We start from the raw sequence: 23,692 nt of genomic DNA, 5'->3' as shown, positions 1-23,692 counted from the left end.
CCCGGCACTGTAGGCCCTCTGCCGGCAGCAGAGCGCTGTCGGAACGCGCGCCTCCGACCCGTAGGCTCGCGCGGTGGACCAGCGGCAGCCGCTCGGGCGGGCATTGAGGAACGTCGTGGCGGCGAACGTCAGCTCGAGCCTGGGCGACGGCATCGCGAAGGTCGCGGCTCCGTTGCTGGCGGTGCGGCTGACCGACGATCCACTGCTCGTCTCCGGCATCGCGGCGGTGGCGCTGCTGCCGTGGCTGATCTTCGCCATCCCGGCCGGGATCCTGCTCGATCGCATCGACCGGCGGCACGCCATGACGCTCGCCAACGGCGTGCGCTCGCTGCTCGCGGTGCTCCTGCTGGTGCTGTTCGCCACGGACGCGTTGACGATCTGGTGGCTCTACGTCGTCGTGTTCGTCTACGGGGCGTTCGAGACGGTGTACGACGGCGCGCTCCGTGCGGTGCTGCCGTCGATCGTCGCCAAGCCGGACCTGCCGCGGGCGAACTCGCGGGTCGAGGCGGGGGAGATCGTCGTCGAGCGGTTCCTGTCCGGCCCGCTGACCTCGGCGCTGTTCGCGGTCTCGGTGGTGGTGCCGCTCGGCATCAACGTCCTGACGTACGCGGTCGCCGGCCTCCTCGCCGTGTTCCTCCCCGTCGCGGCCGCCGGCGCGCACCGCACCGACCCGACCGGCGAACCGCACGTCGCCTGGTACCGGCAGTTCAGCGACGGGTTCCGCTACCTCATGGGCCAGCCGATGCTGCGCCGGCTCTGGATGATCAGCGTGGTGGTCGGGCTGCTGTTCTCGGCGGCGACGGCGACGATGGTGCTCTACGTGCTGGACCGGCTCGGCCTGCCGGAGGCGTGGTACGGCGGGTTCATCCTGGCGGGCGCGGTGGGCTCGCTCGGCGCCGCCGCGATCGCCAACCGGCTGAAGGAGCGGTACCGGGCCGGGCCGGTGATGGCCGTGGCACAGACCGTCGCGCTGGCGGCGCTGGTCCTGATGGGCGCGGTCCCGGTGCTCGGCGTGGTCGCGTTCGGCTACCTCGTGTCCGCCGGCGGCACGACGGTGTGGAACATCCTGGTCATGTCGCTGCGCCAGGCTGCGATCCCGAGCCGGCTGCTGGGCCGGGTCCACGGCACCTGGCGCACGTTGCTGTGGGGCACCATGCCGCTCGGTGCGTTGCTGGGCGGGCTACTGGCCCGGATCGATCTGCGTGCCCCGTTCCTGATCGCCGGCGGGGCGGCGACGCTGGTCACGCTCGCGTCGTTCCGCTTCCTGTCCAGCCTGCCCAACCCCGAGGAACTCGACGACGCCGACGCGCTGTCGCCCCTCGGGCCGTAGCACCGCCTCAGAGATCGTCGAGGTACCCGTCGTCGAGGGCGACGCGGGCGATGTCGAGCTTGCTTCGGACCGGACGCCCCGCGGCGGTGTACTTGGCCTTGACCCGGTCCAGGTACTGCTTGGCGGTGTCGCGTTTGACGCCGAGCGTGTGGGCGACGGCGTCGAGGGTCAGGCCGGAGGCGTAGAGCACGAGCGCCCTCTCCTCCTGGTCGCTCAGCTTGGGGCGGGCCGAGTCGCCGGCGATGATGCCGGCCAGCTCGGGCGTCATCCACTGGCCTCGCCCGAGCACCACCCAGACGGCGGCCAGGATGTCCTCTTCGGAGTCCCGCTTGCCGACGACACCGCTGACCCCGGCCTGCACGACCGACCTGATGAGCGGTGCCGAGGCCAGCGCGGAGAGCACCAGCACGCGGATCCCGGACGCCACGATCGCCGCGACGTCGGCCGGGTCCGCGCTCGGTCCGCGGTCCACGCTCAGGTCGAGCACGAGCAGGTGCGGCCGGGTCTGCCTGTCGGCGGTCGCCAGCCAGCCGAGGAAGTCGGGAAGCGACTCGAGGCTGGACACGATCCGGAGATCGCCGTGCGAGCCGAGGAGCTCCTCGGTGCGACGGCGTTGCAGCAGATGGTCCTCCACGAGGGCCACGCGCCAGTACCCCGGCTCTGGTGCGGCCTCGTCATGCCCGTCGGTCACGCGGCCGCGCCCACGGAGATCGCGCGGCCCGTCACCGACGGCGTCTCGTCGGGTCTGGCCACACAGAGTTCCAGCAGATCCTGGTCACCGAGCCCTCGATGGGTCAGAGGTGATCCGGCCGGCAGCCCGACCCGTGCGGGGACCGCGGCGAGGCACCCGCGCGGGCCGACGATCATCAGGCGGAGCCCCCGGCGGTCCGGAAAGAGCCCGAGGCTCAGCTCGGCGCCCTCGGGCGTGGCACGCACGGCCGCGACGATCACCTGTCCGAGGGACTCGGCCTGCTGCTCGTCGGCGGCGTCCTCGGTGCACCCCCGCACCGTCAGGGACACCGACCTCGACCGGGCGTCCTCCATGGCCTGCCCGATCCAGCGGTTCATCCGGACGATCTCGGGGTTGAGCAGCAGCACCTGACGCAGGTGGCGTTCGGCCTCGGCGCACTCGATCCGCACCCGGCGCTCGGCGGGATTCGCGTCGCCCTCGGCGATCCGGCGCAGGATCGCCAGCGCCCGCCGCACACCGGCCGCGGTCCAGCGCGCCCGAGCCGCGGCGACCGTGTCACGAGCCGCACTCTCGGCCCGGGCGTTCGCGGACTCGCGCTGGTTCTGCTCCCGCCTCACTCCGATGCTGTCCATGACGGGGGAGAAGAAGAGCCAGCAGACGAACAGCCCGAGCAAGGCCGCGGCCCCGGCCGGCACGATGCCCGCGGCACTCGGCGCGAGGTGCCACACGGCGTAGGTGGTCGCGATGGTCGTCAGGATCAGCAGAGCGCTCCCGGCGACGAGCGGTGCCTTGGACCGCACGGTGACCAGCAGCAGGATCAGCGGGGTGGTCATGGTGATGGTCGCCCAGTCGTTGACCTCGGCGGAGCCGAAGTCGACGCCGACGAGGCTCGCCACGAACGTCAGCGGGATGCTCGCCACGACCAGCAGGGTCAGCCAGCCCGGCAGTGCGCTCCCGTCGCGGCAGGAGCGCCAGGCCGCCAGCGACAGCGAGCCCACCACGGCCAGCATCAGGCACTGGCCGAGGGCGGAGTCGGGCCGGCTGATCACCACACTGGCCAGGCCGAACGCCGTCAGGACCGCGGCCCAGATCCAGCAGGCGGTCCGCTTGATCTGTCCCACGACCACCGCCGCGTCCGTGGTGTTCGCCTCTGGATCCGCGGCCGCCGGCGACACCCGATCCAGGGGGATGCTCAACGTCGTGGCGGTGCCCGCGCCGGGCGCGGTGCGGATGGCCACGTCGATGCCTGCGTCCCGGGCACGGGCGACGACCGACTCGGCCAGCCCCCGGCCGGGGATCGGCCGGCCGTCGAAGCCGGCTCCGTCGTCGGAGACCCCGACGATCAGCACCGAGCCGTCGACGTGGACGTCCAGGCGTACGTAGTCGGCGCCGGAGTGCTTGGCGGCGTTGCGAAGGAGCTCGTGCACCGCGCCCCGCACCGCCGTCGGCACGGACCCGGACACCCGGGCGGCGTAGTGCTCCAGCTGGTCGTCGGTCAGGCCGCGTCGGTGCACGTCCAGGGGCCGGGCGGCCTCGGTCGGCGCCAGCCGGAAGCCGGGGGCGTCGTCGAGCCGTCCGTCGAGCCGTCCCTCGAGCTGTGCCTCGACCGTCCGGACGTCTCGGGCGCACCGCTCCCGCACGAGCGCCGTGTCCCTGACGGCGCCGCCGCCGCTGGCCACGGCGCTCAGGGTGTTGATCATCGTGTCGTGCAGCGTCCGGGCGTCCTCGGCCGCGGTGTGCGCCACCGCGCGCCGGACCATCAGCTCACGGCGCTCGTGGGCGACGGCCGCCTCCTGGAGGTCGGTGTCGCGGGTCACCTTCTGCAGTCCGTTCATGAGGACGACGGCGGCGAGCGTCAGTGCCGCCGCGGTCGCGACGACGATGGCCAGGCGCTCCGTGCCCCCATCGGTGTGCCAGAGGATGGAACCGGACGTGATGACGCCCAAGGACAGCACCGATAACCAGCAGGCGGATCGTCGGGGAATCATCAGGATGGGTGTCGCGGTGGTGATGATCGCCCCCCAGACGGTCACATAGGAAAAGGTGCTGCTCGGATCGCCGATCGCCCGGAAATCGACGAGTGTCGCCGCGTAGAGCGCGACGAGCGACGGCCACGCCCGCATTCGGCGCGCGACGATCGGCACGGCGATCGCGAATACCGTCAGATGGCTGAGGGCGATGGGCCACAGGGGTAGCGAGATCTCCGACGCCAGCGCCGCACCGATCGAGACCAGCTGCCACGAGGCGATGCCTCCGGCGATGGCCTGTTGCATCGAGTCGTCGAGCGTGTGCGCGGCCCATCCGTGCTCGCCGGCGTCGTCCCGCATGATCCCCCCGTGACCGTTCCTCGCCGCCGTCACAAACCGGCAGGCGAGTGCAGAAAATGCCGCGAACACGATATCCAATCGTCCCGGCTTCGCGCGCGGACAATTGGCCCATGTGTGCCGCACGTGTTTGCCTTTCTGCCGAATTGTCCGAGTCATTCCGTGACCCCTGAATGGGGGTCAATAGGGCAGACGTGCCGGGCATTCGCCGCGACGGTGTTTCGGGCCGATCTAACGTACGACCGTGTCCGCGGGGGAAATTCGACGCTTGGATCCAGGGCTCACCGGCACGGCCCATCTCGACTTCCTGCGCCGGATCTGTGTGGCACCCGAGGTCAGCGCGGCCTTCGCGGCGCAGCTCGCTGGTGTCGCCGACGACGACGCGCTCGCTCACCTCGGCCGGGCCGAGCGCGACGGCCTCGGTGAGTGGCTGGCCGGCGGCGACGCCGGGGTTCCCGCGCTGTTCAGGCTCGCACCCGCGGTCCGGGCCGCGCTCCGTGACGACCTGCACCGCTCGAGCCCGGCCCTCGCCGACGACCTGCGCCGGCAGTACGCCGACTGGTGCCTGCGCAACGACGACCCGTTCGCGGCGACCGTCGAGGCGATCCAGCTCGGTGACCTGTCGCTGGCCACCCGTGCGCTGCGGACGTCCTTCCTGTCCATCTGCCGGCAGCACGGCGAGGCGATGATCAGCCTGTTGTCCGCGGTACCACCGGCGAACCTGAGGCGACACCCCTTCCTGGTGGCGTGCCTGGCCGGGCTTCTCGACGCCGGCGAGGGCACCCGCACCCGCGGCCGGGACCTGTTCGCCCAGGCCTACAACGGCTCCAAGCGCCGCGGCGGCCGCTACGACGAGACGACCACGCTCGTAATGGGTGTCGTCGAGGCCGCGTCGGCGCGGATGATCGGCCGGCGTTCCGCCGCGACCGCCGCCCTCGGTCGCGCGATGGACGCGTACGGCCGGCTGTCGGCGGCGCAACGCCACGACCTCCGGCGTGAGCTCCCGTCGCTCCTCGTGGTGATCGGGCACACCCACGAGCAGCTGGGCCAGTTCCGCCAGGCGGTGACGGCCTATCGGGCAGCGCACGCGTCGGCTCGAGTCCACCCGGCCGACGAGCTGCTCACCGCTCCGCTGCTGGCGGGGGTCCACGCGGTCGGCGGCACCATGACACTCGCCGACGAGCTGATCGCCCGCGCCCGCGACCTCGGCTGGCCGGCGCGACGACATGGCGGCGCCGGCGTCCTCGACCGGCTGGCCGAGGCGATCGCCGCACTGGAGCGGTTCGACCTCCTCGCCGCCGAGCGGTGCGTCGACGCCGCGGAACGGAGCGTGGCCGGCAATGAGTGCCGGGCATCGCTCGCGCCGGTCCGGGCGTTCGTCGACGCCGCCCGTGGCCGGCCCCTCGAAGGGCTCGCCCGGCTGCGGGGGAGCCGGGCGAGCCGCGGCGCGATCGAGCGGTCACCCGCCGCGGAGGCGCTGCTCGACACGTCCCAGGCACTGCTGCACCTGGCCGCGGGCGAGGTGGCCGACGCCGAGGTCCTGCTGACGAGGTGTCCGGCTCACCTGCCAGGGGTCGCCGTCGTCCGGTCCCTCGTGGCCCTGTGCACCGGCGCACCCGCCGGTGCGGCCGTCGGCACCGAGGGGATGCGGCCGGCCCCGCTCGATCCGCGCACCGAGAGCATCCTGCTGCTGGTCCACGCCGCGGCGGCCGTGCGCTCGGGTGACGACGGGCCGGCCCTGACGAGCATCGCCGCGGCTGCCGCCCTGATGACCGCCAACGGCCTGCACACACCGCTGGCCTTCCTGCCGGCCGGCGATCTCGGCGCCCTGGTCCGGCTCGCCGAGGCGGCGAGGGACGACGCAGCGGTCGCCGTCCTGACCGCGCGCTCAGCGGGCCGGCCGGTGCCGAGCCTGTTCCCGTCCTCCTGATGCGCGTCGCAGGCGAGCGGTACAGTTCGGCACTGTCAGTGCTCGGCAGGGGCAGGGTGACAGGTCGAAGGAGGCGGGCCCACGGGCGTACATGTCGTCGACACGAGCGAGGTCGACGCTCCCGTGCAGTTCGATCACTATCGGCTGGCTCGCTCCGCTGCCGAATTCGGCATCGCGGCCATACAGCCGGGGGTGGCGACGCGCGCCGGCCATGTCGCGTCCTCGACGACCTGGAGCGGGCACCGCAACATCGTGCGCTCCGCCTCGGTCGACGACCCGCATCTCGCGCGCATCGTGCCCATCCGTCATGGCGGCAGCGTGGTCAGCGCGAGCGTCAGCAGCGCGCCCATGGAGATCGTCGCCGACGGCCGGCGCACGGAGTGCGCTCCCGGCGTCCTGGTGCTGGGGTGCGCTGGCCAGGTGCTGGAGGAGCGCCTCGTGGAGCGCGGCTCGGTCGCGACGGTGCGGGTCGACCGTGACGACCTGCGCCTCAGCGACCGCACCCTCGAGGCGGCCGTCACCGGCAACGCCGGCCGCGAAGGGTGGCAGGCGAACTTCGTCACGGCCGCCGGCCATACCATCGCGGGTCTGTGGGAGGACGGGTCACAGCCCGATCCCGCGGGCATCGACGGCTACGCGGCCGGCGTCATCGAACTGCTGATCCGCTCGATCGCCGGCGCCCGGACGGACGCCGTCCCCGTCGACCCGAACCGCCGGCGCCAGATCGCCGAGGAGTTCATCGAGCGCCACCTGCTCGATCCGACGCTGAGCGTGCAGTCGGTGGCCTCGTTCCTGCGCATCTCGCCACGTCAGCTGGCCCGCGACCTCGACGGCGGGCCCAGCGTGACGGTGATGATCCTGCGAGCCCGGCTGCGCCACGCGGACCGCCTGCTCCGCAGCCCGGCGCACTCCGAGCTGATGCTCGCGCAGATCGCCCAGATCTGCCATTTCAGCTCACAGGCCCGGTTCAGCCACGCCTACAAGGAACATTACGGGGTGACGCCGCGAGAGGTGCGCGCCGCCGCCCAGGCCCACCGGCGCGCCCAACGGTGACATAGGGCCTCTCGTTTACCTTGCGTCGACGCTGACTTGTCGAAATGAGCCATCGCTCTGCCGTGGCGTCGATGTGGAAAACACTGCTGTAACTACGGCATTCCACCATTTCGAACGCCACCCTTGTGTCACTCATTTACTCTGAGGCGACGTCGACTTGTCGTGCAACGCCACGCGTGCTGGGGGGCACGTCGGCTCGGCAGGTCCGACGCGAACCTGATCATGACGGCACGCTGCTCCGGCGCGTGCAGGGGAAGGGCATGGGGGATTCGTTGATGACCTCGATGAAGACGAACGCGACAACGGGCAGGAGACGCCGGCTCGGTCGGGCCCTGCGGCTTCCAGCGGCCATCACGCTGGTCGGTGCGGGGCTCGTGGTCCTGCCGGGCGGACTGCTGCCCGCGCAGGCCGATCCCGGGGACGGTCTGGTGACCGTCCGGGTGGTGCAGGAGGTCAACGCCAACGGCCTGGTCGACTCGACCATCATGGAGCCGCCGCTGATCGGGGTGACGGTCACGCTGACCGACGCCGACGGCAACACCCAGACCGGCACCACCGACGATGACGGCCTGGCCGTCATCGACCCGACGACGGGGCCGCTGACCGGCGGCAACTACCGGGTCGACGTCACCAACCCCCGGCCGGGGACGTACTTCCCGGGCTTCGCCGCCAACGGGCAGAGCCCGCAGGCCGACCCCGTCACGGCCGCTGACCTGCAGAACCCGAACAACGCCAAGCTGTCCACCGCGACGGAGTTCGTGAACGTCGCCGAGGACGAGGACGCGTTCGTCAACACGTCGTTCTGGTACCCGGCGTACTACTGCCAGGAGAACGCGCCCGTCTGCGACGCGGTCCAGCCGTGGGACGCCCCGCCGCAGGCGGTCAGCCAGCCCACCGAGCGCACGCTGATCTCGGCGCCCTACCGGCTGAACCAGCAGGACCAGCCGATCGCCACCAAGGCCGACACCGGCACGGTCTTCGGCATCGCCTACGACCGCGAGCGGCAGCGGATCTTCTCCGCGGCGTACGCCAAGCGCGGGTCGGGGTACGGCCCGGGCGGGCCCGGCGCCATCTACGTCACCGACCTGAGCTCGACGACGTTCCCGCTGGCCGGGACGACCAGCCAGTTCGCGACGGTCCCGAACCCCGGTGCCGACAACCACGCGATGACGACCAACCAGGACTACGGGTTCTTCGACAACCCCGGCAAGGAGTCGCTGGGTGACATCGACGTCACCAACGACAGCCGCTACCTGTTCGGCGTCAACCTGTTCGACAAGACCGTGTTCGTCTACGACCTCGAGGACGACTCGTACCAGGACTCGTACCCCATCCCGAACCCGGGCTGCGGCGACGACTGGCGCCCGATGGGGACCGGGGTCGGTCTCGACACCAGCTACGTGGGTGGCGTCTGCTCCGGGCAGAGCGCCCAGGACATGGACGAGATGACCGCCCACGTCTACGAGTTCGACCCGGCCACCGGTGACTTCGGCGCGCAGGTGGTCGAGCAGAGCCTGGCCTACGACCGCGGCCGCGGCTACAACGGCACCACCTGCACCGGCGCCGTCGAGGGCGGCACCGTGGGTCGCTGGTACTCGTGGGTCGACGGGTTCCCGGCCGGCCCGAACGAGCAGCGCGCCAACGGCTGCGACAACATCGGCGGCATCTCGACCGGCAACTACTGGATCGCCTACCCGACCCCGATGCTGAACGACATCATCGAGGAGACCAACGGCGACCTGATCATCTCCTTCCGCGACCGGTTCGCCGACCAGGTCGGATTCCAGGCCGCGCGGCCGAACGTCAACGGCGTGTTCTCGTTCGCCGGTGAGCCCGGCGCGGGCGGCGACATCGTCCGCGGCTGCAAGCTCTCCGACGGGACGTTCGCCCTCGACCCCAACTTCGACCCGGGGACGCAGACCCTCGCTCCGGGGAGCGTGTGCACCGACAACAACGACGGCAGCACCAACAACGGCAGCCAGCCGACCACCTACCGGGAGTACTACACCGGCGACTGGCGCACCGGCTACCACGAGGAGGCCTTCTACGGCGGCATGGCGCTGTCGCGGGTCGAGCCCAACGTGATCAGCTCCGGCTTCGACTCCACGGGTGAGGTCTGGACGCAGGGCATCTCGGCGGTCAACCGCAACGGCGCCCTGCCGGTCGGCAACCTGGGCGTGCGCACCGACGACAACACCGTCGACAACTTCGGCAAGGGCGGCGGCATGGCCGACCTCGAGGTGCTGTGCGACGAGGCGCCGCTGCAGATCGGAAACCGGGTCTGGCTGGACTCCGACGACGACGGCATCCAGGACGCCGGCGAGACGCCCGCGCCCGGCGTGACCGTGCACCTGTACGACGCCGACGGCAACCTGGTCGGCGAGACCACGACCAACCCCGACGGCACCTACCTGTTCGACGACTCCAACGTCGACGGCGGGCTGCTGCAGGACACCGACTACGTCGTCCGGCTCGACAACCCTGCCGACTACGACGTCGACGGGCCGCTCTACGAGTACGCCCCGACGCAGTCCGGCGCCGGTGACGACGACACCATCGACTCGAACGGCGTCATCCCCGACGGCGGCACCTATCCCGAGGCCCCGGTGACCACCGGCGGCGCGGGCGAGAACGACCACACCATCGACTTCGGGTTCGTGATGCGGGCACCGGAGCTGGACATCGAGAAGTACGACACCACTGGCGGCGCCACCGAGGGCGACGCCGACACCCCGGCCGAGGCCATCGCCTACGAGCCGGGCGAGAGCCGCACGATCGACTTCGCGGTCACCAACAGCGGGAACATGGAGCTCGCCGACGTGACCGTCAGCGACGAGACCATCACGGGCGGAGCGGTGACAGAGATGTCCTGTCTCTTCCCGGGTGACTCGGAGCCGACGGCCGGCAGCCAGAGCGGCTCCACCTGGACGGCGGAGTGGGCGGCGACCCACGCCGACCCGCCGACGGCGACGTGGGCAGCCGGTGCGTCCTTCACCTGCACGGCGACGCTGACCCTCGACGGGGACGCCGCACCGCACGCCGACGCGGCGACGATCGACGCCACCGTGGTCGAGACCGGCGAGGCGCTGACGGACCGCGACGACTACCACGCCTTCACCGGTGACGTTCAGCTGGTGAAGTACGACGGCCGCGGCGACTTCGTGCCGACCCAGGACGACGCCGGCATCCCGCAGAAGCCCCTGCTGGACGGCGCGGACCGGGACGCGAACACCGACGACACGGCGGTGACCTACGTCGTCACCCCGCCGAGCACCGACACCGGCCCACAGCCGGTGACGTGGGCCGTCACGAACACCGGGACCACCTGGCTCGGCGACATCGAGATCACCGACGAGACGCTCGACGGACCCGCGCTGCAGGACATCAGCTGCGACTTCTCACCCGTCGGCGGACCGGCCTCCGGCACCACCTGGGCAGGGCCCTGGGAGCCGGGGACGACCTTCTACTGCGAGGGCACGCTGACACTGGACGGCGAGGGCGAGAACTCGACCCACGGCGACCGGGCCACCGTCGACAGCACCGTCGTCGTGCCGGAGCCGAACCCGGACTACGACCCGGACGAGCCCGGCTCGAACCCCTTCACCGACCAGCCGCTGACCGACGGCGGCAACCCCGTCCTCAGCGACGTGCACCCTGACGACGACGACACCTACCACGGTCAGACGACCGTCCCGGGCGTCGACCTGGGCAAGGGTGACGGCGACGCGTCGGCCGGCGTGATCGCCAACGACGCGGACACGATGGACGACGGCCAGGCATACACGCCCGGCGAGACTCGCGACATCGTCCTGAGCCTCACCAACCCCGGTGAGACCGCGCTGTACAACGTCACCATCACCGACGAGTCGACGGCCGGCGCCGTGATCGAGAACCTCGTCTGCGTCTTCCCGGGGCAGAGCGAGCCGACCGAGGGCACCCTCGACGGGACGACGTGGACGGTCTACTGGACCGGCACCTTCGACGTCGACGACGGGGTCGCCTGGGAGCCGGGCGAGTCGTTCTCGTGCACCGCGACGCTGACGCTGGACGGCTCGGCGGATCCGCACGCCGACAATGCCGTCGTGACGACGAACCTGTCGCCCGAGGGGGTGCCCGGCGACCCGGAGAACCCGCTGCCGGAGACCCCGGACGGCCCGGCCGACGAGGACCCGTACCACGCCTTCACCGGCGACATCCAGGTGATCAAGTACGACGGCACCAAGGCCGACCCGGAGATCGGTTCGGGTCCGGCCGACTGGGTCGTCCCGGTCAAGCCGCTGGAGGACGAGGCGCAGGACGCCAACACCCCGGACACCGCCGTCAACTACCCGGCCGACGTGGCACAGCCCGTGCGTTGGGTGGTCACGAACACCGGCGGCACCTGGCTGACGGCGATCACGCTGGCCGACGTCACCGGTGCCGGACCGGCCGTCGGTGCGTGGACGTGTGACCTGTCCGGCGTGGGCGGCCCCGAGGCGTACTCGTTCACCGACTCCGGTCCGTGGGCCGGGCCGCTGGCGCCGTCCGCGTCGTTCTTCTGCACCGGTGACCTGACCCTGCCGGCGAACGTCCTGCACGCCGACACCGTCGACGTGACCGGCACGGTGGTCCAGCCGCTCTTCGACGACGAGGGCGAGCCCATCGTCGACGGCGACGGGGTGCCCGAATACGCCACGGACGGCGACGGCAACCCTGTCGCCAGCGACATCGTGGTGGACGACGACGACCCGTTCCACGCCCAGACCCCTGACGTCAGCCTCGTCAAGGGCGACGGCGACGCGTCGGCCGGTGTGATCGCCAACGACGCGGACACGATGGCCGACGGCCAGGCCTACACGCCCGGCGAGACTCGCGACGTCGTCGTCAACCTCGAGAACACCGGCGCCGTGCCGCTGTACAACGTGACCGTCACCGACGAGAGCACCGCCGGCGGCGCCGTCGAGAACCTCGTCTGCGTCTTCCCGGGCCAGACCGAACCCACCGAGGCCACGCTCGACGGGACGACGTGGACGGTCTACTGGACTGCCACGTTCGAGGGCAGCGACCCGGTGGCCTGGGCGCCGGGTGAGACCTTCTCCTGCACCGCGACGCTGACGCTGGACGGTTCCGCCGACCCGCACTCGGACATCGCCACGGTGACGACGAACCTGTCGCCGGAGGGGGTGCCGGGTGACCCGGAGAACCCGCTGCCGGAGACGCCGGACGGTCCGTCCGACGACAACCCCTACAACGCCTACACGGGCGACATCCAGGTGATCAAGTACGACGGCAACGAGGCCGACCCGGAGATCGGCACCGGCCCGGCGAGCTGGGTCGTCCCGGCGAAGCCGCTGGAGGACGAGGCGCAGGACGCCAACACCTGGGAGACCGCCGTCACCTACCCGGCCGACGCGGAGCAGCCGGTCGACTGGGTGGTCACCAACACCGGTGGCACCTGGCTCACCGCGATCACGCTGGCGGACGCGACGGGTTCGGGCCCGGACGTCGGCGCCTGGACGTGTGACCTGTCCGGTGTCGGCGGCCCCGAGTCGTACTCGTTCACCGAGTCCGGTCCGTGGGCCGGGCCGCTGGCGCCGTCCGCCTCGTTCCTCTGCACCGGTCCGCTGACGCTGCCGGCCGACACCCAGCACGACGACACCGTCGCCGTGACCGGCACGGTCGTCGAGCCGCTCTTCGACGACGAGGGCCAGCCCATCGTCGACGAGAACGGCGTGCCCGAGTACGCCACGGAGGACGACGGCAGCCCCATCGCCAGCGAGATCGTGGTGGACGACGACGACCCGTTCCACGCCCAGACCCCTGACATCAGCATCGTCAAGGGCGACGGCGACGCGTCCACCAACACCATCGCGAACGACGCGAACACCATGGACGACGGTCAGGCCTACGCTCCGGGCGAGACCCGTGACGTCGTCATCAACCTCGAGAACACCGGGTTCGTGCCGCTGTACAACGTGACGGTGACCGACGCCCTGACCGCCGGGGACACGACCGTGCTCGGCCTGTCGTGTGTCTTCCCCGGCCGGACCGAACCCACCGACGGCACGCTCGACGGCACGACGTGGACGGTCTACTGGACCGACACGTTCGCCGTCGACGACCCGGTGGCCTGGCAGCCGGGGGAGACCTTCTCCTGCACCGCCACGCTGACGCTGGCCGGTTCCGCCGACCCGCACTCCGACACGGTCGCGGTGACGACGAACCTGACGCCCGAGGGGGTGCCCGGCGACCCGGAGAACCCGCTGCCGGAGGTGCCCAACGGTCCGTCGGACGACGATCCCTACAACGCCTACACGGGCGACATCCAGGTGATCAAGTACGACGGGAACAAGCCCGACCCGGAGATCGGCTCGGGCCCGGCCGACTGGGTCATCCCGGTCAAGCCGCTGGACGACGAGGCCCAGGACGCCAACACCTCGGCCACGGCGGTCGACTACCCGGTCGACGAGGCGCAGCCCGTGCGCTGGGTGGTCACCAACACCGGCAGCACCTGGCTGACCGGGATCACGCTGGCCGACGTCACCGACGCGGGACCCGCCGTCGGTGCGTGGACCTGCGACCTGTCCGGCGTGAGCGGGCCGGCCGACTACTCGTTCACCGAGTCCGGTCCGTGGGCCGGGCCGCTGGCTCCCGGTGCGTCGTTCTTCTGCACCGGCGACCTGACCCTGCCGGAGGACACCCAGCACGCCGACACCGTCGAAGTGACCGGCACTGTCGTCGAGCCGCTCTTCGACGACGAGGGCCAGCCCATCGTCGACGAGGACGGTGTGCCCGAGTACGCCACGGACGACGAGGGCAACCCCGTCGTCAGTGACATCGTGGTCGGCGACGACGACCCGTTCCACGCGCAGACCACCATCGTCGACATCGTGAAGGGCGACGGGCAGGACGGCACCATCGTCAACGACGCCGACACCACCGAGACCGGAGCGGTGTACGACCCGGACGGCGAGACGCGCACCATCATCACGGTCGCGACCAACCCGTCCCAGGTGGCGCTGCACAACGTGGTGCTGACCGACGTCACCACGGCCGGCTCGGCGCCGACCGCGATGTCCTGTGCCTTCCCGGACGGGACCTCGGCCGACGGCACGTACGACGAGTCGACCAAGACCTGGACGGTTCGCTGGGAGGCGACCTTCGCGCCGGGCACCGAGACGTGGCAGCCGGGCGACGAGATCACCTGCACGGCGGAGCTGGAGCTCGACGGCCAGTCCGACCCGCACCGTGACATCGCCAGCGTCTCGGCGGTCACCCCGGGCGGCGAGGACGTCGGCGCCAGCAACCCGTACAACGCCTTCTCTGGCGACATCCAGGTCATCAAGTACGACGGCAACGGGCCCGACCCCGAGGTCGGCGGCGACGGTGCCTGGACCACGCCGGGCAAGCCGCTGGAGGACGCCGAGCAGGACGCCAACGAGCCGGGGCTCGCGGTGAACTACCCGCTCGACGACGACGGCACCAGCACCGGGCCGCAGAAGGTGCGGTGGGTGGTCACCAACACCGGCGCGACGTGGCTCACCAGCGTCGTCATCAGCGACGTCACCGACCTGGGGCCGAGCATCGACCCGTCGTCGATCAGCTGCGAGTTCCCCGACGGCACCACGGCCGGGGTCGTCGACGGCTCGATCACCTGGCAGAACCCGGAGGGCGTGCTGTTCGCGCCCGGCGCGTCGTTCTTCTGCGAGGGCGAGCTGACGCTGACGCCGGACCAGCAGCACAAGGACCACGTCGAGGTGGACGCGGTGATCGTGCCGCCGGCGCCCGACGCGGACGGCAACCCGACCGACCAGCCGGCCCTCGGGCCGGACGGGCTGCCGGTGCTGGCGACCGACCCCGAGACCGGCGGGCCCTGGACGGTCAGCGACAGCGACCCGTTCCACGCCATGAGCCCGGCGGCGCCGGACGAGCCGCAGCCCGACGAGCCCTCGGAGCCGGACGTCCCGTGGCTGCCGGACACCGGTGCCGGCTTCGTGGGCATGCTCCTGGTGGGCGGGCTGATCGTCGCAGGCGGACTCGGCCTGCTCCTCGCCCGGCGACGGATGAGGCAGGAGGCGTAACACCGGGACCCGAGCGTGGTGAGGCGACGACCACCCTGTCGCCTCACCACGCTCGTCCATGTCACGACGACGGCGGTCAGCGCCCGCCGTTGAGGGTGGTCAGGAAGCGGTGCTCGAAGTCCACGGCGTCCGCCGCGGTCGCGAACACGACCGGCCGGCCGGTGGGGGAGAGCACGGTGCGCCCGGCCTGCGGGCCGGTGGTGACGACGTCGAGGCGCCCCGTCTCGAAGGTGACGATGCCGCGGTGGATGACGCTCATCGCGGTGAGCGGGTCCCACCAGGACATGATTCCGGCGTCGATCAGGGGCGTGACCTCGGGGTGGCTGACCAGCCCGAACACGATCTCGGCGGCGGGGGTGCTGCCTTCGGCGCCGAGTCGTCGGACGAACTGCGGCGTGATCGGGACGTCGTTGGTGGCGTCGAGCGGGACCAGCCGGGCCAGGCTGCGCAGCGCCGCCCGGGAGGCGGGCGGGTCGATCCAGTAGTTGAACTCCTGGCTTCCGTCGAACTCCGGCGGGGTGCCGCAGCACAGGTTGCCGCCGACCCGCACCGCACCGCCCATCGAGGTGACGCGGTGAGGTGGCAGCCGGGCCGCGGCGATGTTGGACAGCGGGCCGGTGGCGATCACGTGGGCGGACGGGTTCCGGGTCACGATCGTGCGGATCAGCTCGTGTGCGCGGATCCGGGACGGCTCCTCGCCGGCGGTGCAGCCGGCGAGGACGTCCTCGAAGACCCGGTCGAACGTCTGGCGAAGCTCGGCGGGGAAGGCGTTGGGGGCGCTGTCGGATCCGTCGGCCACCGCGACGTCGTGCAGTCCGAGCCGCTGCAGCAGGCAGCGGGCGTGCCGGATGGCCAGGCCCGGCAGGCCGTTGCCGTTGTTGGTCACGGTGACGGCGCGCAGGTCGATGCGGCCGAGCCGGTCCTCCTGGGCCAGGTAGGCGAGCGTTGCCGCGTCGTCGAAGTCCATGTCCGAGTCGAAGATCACGACCGGCGGACGGGGATCGGTCCCGTCGGCCGCCTCCGCGGCGCCGGCGACCGGCGCCGAGGTCAGCGCCGAGGTCAGCGTCGCCGCGAGGACCAGCGCTGAGGCGACACGGAGACGGGTGTGACTGATGGCCACGGCAGCGTCCTCTCGTCGAGTGCTGCGAGTGTGGCCGGCCGCGACTTCATCACGGCTTCATTGCGGCTTCACCACGAGGGTTCTGATGTGGTCGAGGGCCAGGTCGAGCGCGATTTCCATCGGGGTGGTATCGTGGGCGGCCTGGGCGAGGAGGTAGCCGCCCTGCAGCGCTGCCATCAGCCCGGTGGCGAGCTTCCGAGGGTCGGCGTCGGCGGCCAGTGTCCGGGCCTCCTGCATGCGGCGCAGGCCGGCTTCGATGAGCCCTTCCCACTCGCCGAAGGTCTCTGCCAGGGCCGATCGGGCGACGTCGTCCTGGTCGGACACCTCGACGGCGAGCGAGCCGAGCATGCAGCCGTGCGCGCCCTTCTGCAGAGCGTTGCGCTGGACGAGAGCGTCCCTCCACCGCAGCAGCCCGTTGAACGATCTGAGGCGTAGCAGCGCGGCCTGCTCGCGCTCGATGATCTGCTCCGCGCGCAGTGCGACCACGGCGCGCACGAGCTGCTCCTTGTCGGCGAAGTGGTGGTAGAGCTGGGACTTGCTCGTGCCACTCGCCGCGCGGACCTCGTCCAGAGTGGTCGAGCTGACCCCTTTCACGTACATGAGCTCGGCCGCGGCCGCGATGATGCGCTGCCTCGTCGCCGCGCCGCGCGGCGTCAGCCTCGACACCTCTTCAGCGCTCTGCGACCTGGTCACGCACGCAAGGCTACCGGCCCGAACGATCGAACGCCGGTCCGCCGATGCTCCGCGCCCGCAGCGATCCCGTGCCTCGATAGTGGACTGAGTAGTCCCAATCGAGATCCCTGTAGATCGGTGTCTACCGGTCGACGCCAGGGACGGACCGCACCATCGCGACAGGTGTAAGTGGACTTGACCGACCAGTTCCGCGGAGACTAGGTTCGGGCCGTGCGGAGGCGCCTGATGAAAGCGATCGTGGTGACGGACGAGGCCGCCGGAACGGCCGGGATGAGGCTCGTGGAGCGGCCCGAGCCGGACGCGGAGAGGCTCGCCGGCCTCGAGGGCGCGAGCTACGGTGACGTCGTCGTCGAGGTCCATGCGTCGGGATTCACCGGGAACGAGCTGGAGTGGCCGTCGACCTGGGTCGATCGCCTCGGCCGCGACCGGACGCCGTCGATCCCCGGTCACGAGCTGGCCGGAGTGGTCACCGCCCTCGGCTACGGCACCACCGGCCTGTCGGTGGGGCAGCGGGTGTTCGGTCTGACGGACTGGACTCGTGACGGCACCCTCGCGGAGTACACGGTCGTCGAGGCGCGCAACCTCGCGCCGCTGCCCGGCGACATCGACTTCACGGTCGGCGCGGGCGTCACCATGGCGGGCCTGACCGCCTGGCAGGGGCTGTTCGAGCACGGCCGCCTCGGGGCAGGGCAGAGCGTCCTCGTGCACGGCGCGGCCGGTGTGGTCGGCTCCATGGCGGCCCAGCTGGCCCGCCAGGCCGGCGCCCACGTCATCGGCACCGGACGCGCTTCCGGCCGGACGGCCGCACTCGACTTCGGCGCGCACGAGTTCGTCGACCTCGAGAACGACGCGCTGGAGGACGTCGGCGGCGTCGATCTGGTCTTCGACGTCCTCGGCGGCGACATCGGGCGGCGCTCGGCAGGCCTGGTTCGGGCCGGCGGCATGCTGGTGACGGTCACCGGTCCGCCCGAGGCGCGGCCCGCCGAGGGTCTGGCGGTCGACTTCGTCGTGGTCTCCGATCGCGCGCAGCTGGGCGAGATCGCCCAGCGGGTGCGGGAGGGACGGCTGCGGACGAACATCGGCCGGGTCGCGTCCCTCGACGACGCCGTCGCGGCCCTCAACCCGGCCGAGCGGGTCACGGGGAAGACGGTCATCCGCGTGCGGCCGTGAGAGCGTTCGAGAACGAGACGACGATGTCGTGCAAGCACGCGAGGATTTCGATGCAAGGAGGCGTCTCATGAAGGCGATCGTGGTGACGGACGAGGCTGCGGGAACGGCCGGGATGACGCTGGCGGAGCGTCCGGAACCGCAGGCGGCGGGCAACGACGTCGTCGTTCGGGTGCATGCCTCCGGATTCACCCCGGGCGAGCTGACGTGGCCCGGGACCTGGACCGATCGGCTCGGCCGTGACCGGACGCCGTCGATCCCGGGGCATGAGGTCGCCGGCGTGGTCAGCGCGCTCGGTTACGGCACCAGGGGGCTGTCGGTGGGGCAGCGGGTGTTCGGGCTGACGGACTGGACGCGTGACGGCACGCTGGCCGAGTACGTGGCGGTCGAGGCGCGCAACCTCGCGCCGCTGCCCGGCGACGTCGATTTCACGGTGGGTGCGAGCCTGCCGATCTCGGGTCTGACGGCGTGGCAGGGCCTGTTCGTGCACGGCCGGTTCGAGGTGGGGCAGAGCGTCCTCGTGCACGGCGCGGCCGGCGGAGTCGGCTCCATGGTGACGCAGCTGGCCCGTGAGGCCGGCGCCTACGTCATCGGTACCGGACGTGCCGCCGACCGGGAGGCCGCGCTCGACTTCGGCGCGCACGAGTTCGTCGACCTCGGCACCGAGGCCCTGGACGACGCCGGCAAGGTCGACCTGGTCTTCGACGTCATCGGTGGCGACATCCAGAAGCGGTCCGCGGGCCTGGTCCGGGCCGGCGGCATGCTGGTGACCATCGCCGGTCCGCCCGAGGCGCAGCCGGCCGACGGTCTGGCGGTCGACTTCGTCGTCGAGGCCGATCGCGCGCAGCTGGGTGAGATCGTCCAGCGGGTGCGGGCTGGGCGGCTGCGGACGAACATCGGCACCGTCGCGTCCCTCGACGACGCCGTCGCCGCCTTCAATCCTGCCCAGCGACCCCAGGGGAAGACGATCATCAGCGTCCGTCCGTGAGGTCTCGCGGCGGCCCCGGGACCAAAACGCACCCCCGCGGTGTTCTTCCAGTAGGCGCCGCAGCCAGCGACGCTCGAAGAGGAGGATCGTGCTACACGACTACAGCAAGACCCCGGAGGCGCTGAGCCGCCTCACGGACAGCCAGTACCGCGTCACCCAGCAGGACCGGACCGAGCCGGCGTTCCGTAACGAGTACTGGGACCACCACGAGCCCGGCCTCTACGTGGACGTGGTCTCCGGCCAGCCGCTGTTCTCGTCGACCGACAAGTACGACAGCGGCACGGGATGGCCGAGCTTCACGAAGCCGATCGCGGCCGACGCCGTTCGCACCAAGACGGACAGGTCGCACTGGATGACGCGCACGGAGGTGCGCTCGGCCGGAGCCGACAGTCACCTTGGGCATGTGTTCGACGACGGGCCGGCCGAGGCCGGGGGCCAGCGGTACTGCATGAACTCGGCCGCGCTGCGCTTCATCCCGGTCGCCGACCTCGAGGCCGAGGGCTACGGCGAGTACCGCGCGCTGTTCGACACGGCCGACACCATCAGCACGAAGGAGGACGCATCGTGACCAGCGGGATCAACGACACCGGACAGATCACGCGCACCCCGGGCACCGAGACGGCCGTGCTGGCCGGCGGGTGCTTCTGGGGCATGGAAGACCTCATCCGCCGCCAGCCCGGCGTGCTGGAGACCCGCGTGGGCTACACCGGCGGTCAGAACGACCATGCGACCTACCGCAACCACCCAGGCCACGCCGAGGCCGTCGAGATCGTCTTCGATCCCACGAGGACGACCTATCGTGACCTCCTGGCGTTCTTCTTCCAGATCCACGACCCGTCGACGCTGAACCGTCAGGGCAACGACCTCGGGTCGAGCTACCGGTCGACCATCTTCCCGCTCACGCCTGAGCAGGAGCAGGTCGCCCGCGACACGATCGCCGACGTCGACGCCTCGGGCCTGTGGCCCGGCAAGGCGGTGACGACCATCGAGCCCGCCGGTCCGTTCTGGGAGGCCGAGCCCGAGCACCAGGACTACCTGGTGAAGTACCCGAACGGGTACACCTGCCACTTCCCGCGGCCGGGCTGGGTGCTGCCCAGGCGCGCCGCCACCTCCGGCTGACCTCGCGGTGGTGGCGCGCTCAGGTGATGGGCGCGCCACCGCAGCAACGGCTTGGCACGGTCGTCGTCACAAGTGGTCCTCGAGGGCGACGACGGTCGAGCTGAGGTGATGCACCGTCAGTTCGCGTGCGGCGTCGAGGTCCTGCTCGATGAAGGCCCGCAGCATGCGGCGATGCTCGGCGTTGGAGACCTTCATCAGCGAGGGGACCGCGTGGAGCGAGAGCGCGACGTAGGGACTCGAGGCCACCCGCAGCATCGTGACGATGCGCGACAGCCAGCTGTCGTCGGACGTGACGAGGCTGTCGTGGAACCGCTGGTTCAGCTCGGCGAAATGGGAGACGCCGGTCTCGACGTCCATCTCGTCGCACAGCTTCTCGAGCTCCTTGGTGCGGCCGGTGTCGAAGAGCGGCAGCGATCGCTCGACGAGCCTGGGCTCGAGCAGGATGCGCAGGTCGTAGATCTCGCGCACCTTGGCGAGCTCGAGCCGCACCACCGTGGCGCCGCGGTGCGGTGCGAGCTCCACCAGTCCCTCGGTGTGGAGGCGCCGCATGGCCTCGCGGACGGGGGTCACGCTGACGCCCAGTTGCTCGGCCACGTCGCTCTGGACGACACGAGACCCGGCCTCGATGCGCCCGGTGAGGATGTCGGTGCGCAAGGCGTGGTAGGCGAACTCCTCGGACGTCGTCGGTCTGTTGGCGCGCACCGGGGCCGGGCGATCGTCCATCCGTCATCCACCATCCCCGTGGTTCGTGCCGCAGGGGAGTGGACCGGACGCGGCGATGTCGTCGAAGGAGGCTCTGACCTCGGGCGTCGACATTCCGCTTGCCAGGAGCGCCCACAGCAGGATCCGGGACTTCCGGTGGTCCAGCGTCCCGCTGAGTATCGCTCCCCGCTTGGTCAGGTCCATCTCCGAGCCTTCGAATCCGTAAGTGTGACGAAGCGTACCGCCGGCCCGCGTCCGCGAGCCCACGACGACCGGAATGTCACGGGCCGTCTTCTCGATCTCCGCCGCCATGGACGCCGAGACATGGCCCACGCCGAACGCCGCGATCGTCACACCGCGGGCTCCGGCCTTGCGCACCGCCCGCAACGTCGCGCCGTCGTCGCCGATGTGGGTCTCGAGAATCGGCACGTACGGATCCGAGGTGGGCCGTTCCAGCCTCGCCCGGGCGACCGGCTGCCGGTGGAGGGTCACCCGTCCCTCGATGAGTGATCCGGCCGGTCCGGCGACCGGGGACGAGAAGGCGCCCAGGGCGGTGCTGTGATCCTTCCGGACGGCGCGAGCCCGGTGGATCTCGTCGTTGAGGACCACGAGGACGCCAGCGTCGCGACCCGGCTCGCAGGCCGCCACCCGGCATGCGGCGACCAGGTTCGCGGGGCCGTCGGCCGACGGCTGCCCGGGTGGGCGCATGGCGCCGGTGAAGACCAGCGGCTCGGGCCGGTTCCAGTACAGGTCGGCCAGGTAGGCGGTCTCCTCCAGCGTGTCGGTGCCCTGAGCGACGACGACGCCGGCGGCACCGCCGTCGACCTCGGCCATGGCCCAGTCGACCGCTGCGAGCACGTCCTGTGCTGAGAGGGAGGCGCCCGGAAGCTTCGACAACGTCGTCGTCGAGATCCGGGCGACGAGGGCGAGCTCAGGAATGCTCGCCACCAGCGACTCCGCGCTGAGCGTGGGGACGACGCCGCCGCGTCCGGCGACCGCCTCCATCGTGATGGTGCCCCCGAGTGCCCCCACCGACACCCTTAGCGAACTGGCGTTGAGGTCCACCGTTCGATCACCGACTTTCTCGTCCTTGCCTGCGGATCCGGCCGCCGCTATCTTATCTCAGGTAAGATATACGATCCCTCCCAAGGAGTGTGATTGTGACCTACGAGACGAGCGTCGTTGGCGGCACACTGATCAACTCCCAGGGCCGGGCCAGGCTCAACGTCGGCATCACCGGCGGCGTGATCGGATACGTCGGGCCCGAGGTACCGGAGAGCCGGACCACGATCGACGCGGATGGACTGGTCGTCCTGCCCGGCGGGGTGGACAGCCACGTGCATCTCATGGATCCGTCGTCCACCGATCGCGAGGACTTCCCGACCGGCACGGCCGCGGCGGCCCGGGCGGGCGTGACGACGATCATCGAGCACACGCACGCCGGGCCGGTCCGGACGGTGAAGGACCTGACGGAGAAACGCGAGTACCTCGACGGCCGCTCCAACGTCGACTACGCACTGGCGGCCCATGCCTGGCCGGGCTACGGCGAGCACGTCGACCCCCTATGGCGCGCCGGCATCGCGTTCTTCAAGGTGTTCACCTGCACCACGCACGGCGTTCCGGGCCACACCCCCGCCGACCTGAGCCGGCACCTGAGCGCGACGTCGGACGCCGGCGCACCGAGCCTCATCCACTGCGAGGACGAGTCACTGACCGAGGACGCGCAGTCCGTGCTCCGGGGCGAGGGCCGCGAGGACTTCGGGATCCTCCCGGAGTGGCGCAACCGGAGCGCGGAGATCATCGCCACGGCGGTGGCGGCGACCCTGGTGCGGCGCAGCCGGGCGGCGGCGACCATCGCGCACGTCAGTCATCCGGAGGTGCTCGACTACATCGCGGCCGAACGGGAGCGCGGCGCCGACCTGGCGGCGGAGGCATGTCCTCAGTACTTCCTGCTGCGTGAGGACGAGGTGCACGACCACGGGGCGCTGCGCAAGTTCACCCCGCCGGCCCGGGCCCGTCATCGTCACGACGAGGACCGGATGTGGGAGCTCCTCCGCGACGGCGCCCTGACCCACGTGTCGTCCGACCACGCCCCGTCGACGCTGCAGCAGAAGGGCTGCGGCAGCATCTGGGACGTCCACTTCGGGCTTCCCGGCATCGACACCACGTTCCCCGCGTTGATCGACGCCGTCGCGCGCCAGCAACTCGCGTGGGAGGACGTCGCGCGCGTCTACGCGGAGATGCCCGCGCGCCGCTACGGCCTGTGGCCGCGCAAGGGCGCGATCCGGGTGGGCTTCGACGCCGACCTGGCCCTGGTCGACCCGGCCGGCACATGGCGCCTCGGCAACGAGGACGTGGTCTCCAAAGCAGGTTGGTCCCCTTACGCGGGCCGAACCTTCACCGGACGGGTCGTTCGCACCGTCCTTCGCGGTCAGACCGTTGCAGAGTCCGGTACCGCCCACGACCGGCGCGGCGGCGCGTGGCTGCCCGGCGCCGGCGCGAAGGGAGCGTAGAC

General features: G+C 71.3%; 15 protein-coding genes. 9 read left to right on the top strand and 6 right to left on the bottom strand.

The features are described from left to right. The first annotated feature begins 73 nt into the window (after positions 1 to 73). A complete protein-coding gene (locus HD601_RS24185; protein ID WP_184826229.1) occupies positions 74 to 1,330 on the top strand; it encodes an MFS transporter in 1,257 nt (418 codons plus the stop codon). A 7-nt stretch (positions 1,331 to 1,337) separates the two neighbouring features. Here HD601_RS24185 and HD601_RS24180 read toward each other — a convergent pair whose 3' ends face one another. Together HD601_RS24180 and HD601_RS24175 are read right to left on the bottom strand one after the other, a co-directional pair. Then, positions 1,338 to 2,021, bottom strand: coding sequence for a response regulator transcription factor (locus HD601_RS24180; protein ID WP_184826227.1), 684 nt, complete (start codon positions 2,019 to 2,021; stop codon positions 1,338 to 1,340). After that, positions 2,018 to 4,348 (bottom strand): sensor histidine kinase, encoded by a 2,331-nt coding sequence (locus HD601_RS24175; RefSeq protein WP_184826224.1) that lies wholly within the window; start codon positions 4,346 to 4,348, stop codon positions 2,018 to 2,020. The genes HD601_RS24180 and HD601_RS24175 overlap by 4 nt, the downstream gene beginning before the upstream one ends. A gap of 265 nt (positions 4,349 to 4,613) precedes the next feature. Here HD601_RS24175 and HD601_RS24170 point away from each other — a divergent pair, with 265 nt between their 5' ends. From HD601_RS24170 to HD601_RS24160, 3 genes are all read left to right on the top strand, one after another. Then, positions 4,614 to 6,275: a MalT transcriptional regulator family protein gene (locus HD601_RS24170; RefSeq protein ID WP_184826222.1), complete on the top strand. Its 1,662-nt coding sequence runs from the start codon at positions 4,614 to 4,616 to the stop codon at positions 6,273 to 6,275. A 192-nt stretch (positions 6,276 to 6,467) separates the two neighbouring features. Then, the gene (locus HD601_RS24165; protein WP_184826220.1) at positions 6,468 to 7,328 is read left to right on the top strand and encodes a helix-turn-helix domain-containing protein; all 861 of its coding nucleotides are present in this window, start codon (positions 6,468 to 6,470) and stop codon (positions 7,326 to 7,328) included. 275 nt (positions 7,329 to 7,603) lie between these two features. After that, on the top strand, positions 7,604 to 15,388 hold the full coding sequence (locus HD601_RS24160) for an SdrD B-like domain-containing protein (RefSeq protein ID WP_184826218.1): 7,785 nt from the start codon (positions 7,604 to 7,606) through the stop codon (positions 15,386 to 15,388). A 76-nt stretch (positions 15,389 to 15,464) separates the two neighbouring features. On the opposite strand, the gene HD601_RS24155 is transcribed toward HD601_RS24160, so the two are convergent. Together HD601_RS24155 and HD601_RS24150 are read right to left on the bottom strand one after the other, a co-directional pair. Beyond that, the gene (locus tag HD601_RS24155) at positions 15,465 to 16,508 is read right to left on the bottom strand and encodes a nucleoside hydrolase (RefSeq protein WP_184826216.1); all 1,044 of its coding nucleotides are present in this window, start codon (positions 16,506 to 16,508) and stop codon (positions 15,465 to 15,467) included. A 57-nt stretch (positions 16,509 to 16,565) separates the two neighbouring features. After that, positions 16,566 to 17,201, bottom strand: a complete 636-nt coding sequence (locus HD601_RS24150) for a TetR family transcriptional regulator C-terminal domain-containing protein (RefSeq protein WP_221441260.1) — start codon at positions 17,199 to 17,201, stop codon at positions 16,566 to 16,568. A 225-nt stretch (positions 17,202 to 17,426) separates the two neighbouring features. Here HD601_RS24150 and HD601_RS24145 point away from each other — a divergent pair, with 225 nt between their 5' ends. From HD601_RS24145 to msrA, 4 genes are all read left to right on the top strand, one after another. Further along, a complete protein-coding gene (locus HD601_RS24145) occupies positions 17,427 to 18,371 on the top strand; it encodes an NADP-dependent oxidoreductase (RefSeq protein ID WP_184826214.1) in 945 nt (314 codons plus the stop codon). Positions 18,372 to 18,438: 67 nt separating this feature from the next. Next, positions 18,439 to 19,356, top strand: a complete 918-nt coding sequence (locus HD601_RS24140; protein ID WP_184826212.1) for an NADP-dependent oxidoreductase — start codon at positions 18,439 to 18,441, stop codon at positions 19,354 to 19,356. A gap of 88 nt (positions 19,357 to 19,444) precedes the next feature. Beyond that, a complete protein-coding gene (msrB, locus tag HD601_RS24135) occupies positions 19,445 to 19,924 on the top strand; it encodes a peptide-methionine (R)-S-oxide reductase MsrB (protein WP_184826210.1) in 480 nt (159 codons plus the stop codon). Further along, on the top strand, positions 19,921 to 20,475 hold the full coding sequence (msrA, locus tag HD601_RS24130; protein WP_184826208.1) for a peptide-methionine (S)-S-oxide reductase MsrA: 555 nt from the start codon (positions 19,921 to 19,923) through the stop codon (positions 20,473 to 20,475). The genes msrB and msrA overlap by 4 nt, the downstream gene beginning before the upstream one ends. A gap of 66 nt (positions 20,476 to 20,541) precedes the next feature. On the opposite strand, the gene HD601_RS24125 is transcribed toward msrA, so the two are convergent. Next, positions 20,542 to 21,198 (bottom strand): GntR family transcriptional regulator, encoded by a 657-nt coding sequence (locus HD601_RS24125; RefSeq protein WP_184826206.1) that lies wholly within the window; start codon positions 21,196 to 21,198, stop codon positions 20,542 to 20,544. Positions 21,199 to 21,201: 3 nt separating this feature from the next. Continuing rightward, on the bottom strand, positions 21,202 to 22,209 hold the full coding sequence (locus tag HD601_RS35995; protein WP_221441259.1) for an asparaginase: 1,008 nt from the start codon (positions 22,207 to 22,209) through the stop codon (positions 21,202 to 21,204). A 128-nt stretch (positions 22,210 to 22,337) separates the two neighbouring features. Here HD601_RS35995 and HD601_RS24115 point away from each other — a divergent pair, with 128 nt between their 5' ends. Beyond that, entirely contained in the window at positions 22,338 to 23,690 is a 1,353-nt protein-coding gene (locus tag HD601_RS24115; protein ID WP_221441258.1) for a dihydroorotase, read from the top strand. Positions 23,691 to 23,692 lie beyond the last annotated feature (2 nt).

The organism is Jiangella mangrovi, assembly GCF_014204975.1.
GTDB classification, from domain to species: Bacteria; Actinomycetota; Actinomycetes; order Jiangellales; family Jiangellaceae; genus Jiangella; species Jiangella mangrovi.
Note: the sequence above shows the minus strand (reverse complement) of the source record. Positions and strands in the feature narration are given on the sequence as shown.

Excerpts from the sequence above, each read along its gene's own strand:
- HD601_RS24175 (WP_184826224.1), bottom strand. The coding sequence starts at position 4,348 with ATGCGGGACGACGCCGGCGAGCACGGATGGGCCGCGCACACGCTCGAC.
- HD601_RS24160 (WP_184826218.1), top strand. The coding sequence starts at position 7,604 with ATGACCTCGATGAAGACGAACGCGACAACGGGCAGGAGACGCCGGCTC.
- HD601_RS24145 (WP_184826214.1), top strand. The coding sequence starts at position 17,427 with ATGAAAGCGATCGTGGTGACGGACGAGGCCGCCGGAACGGCCGGGATG.
- HD601_RS24140 (WP_184826212.1), top strand. The coding sequence starts at position 18,439 with ATGAAGGCGATCGTGGTGACGGACGAGGCTGCGGGAACGGCCGGGATG.
- HD601_RS24125 (WP_184826206.1), bottom strand. The coding sequence starts at position 21,198 with ATGGACGATCGCCCGGCCCCGGTGCGCGCCAACAGACCGACGACGTCC.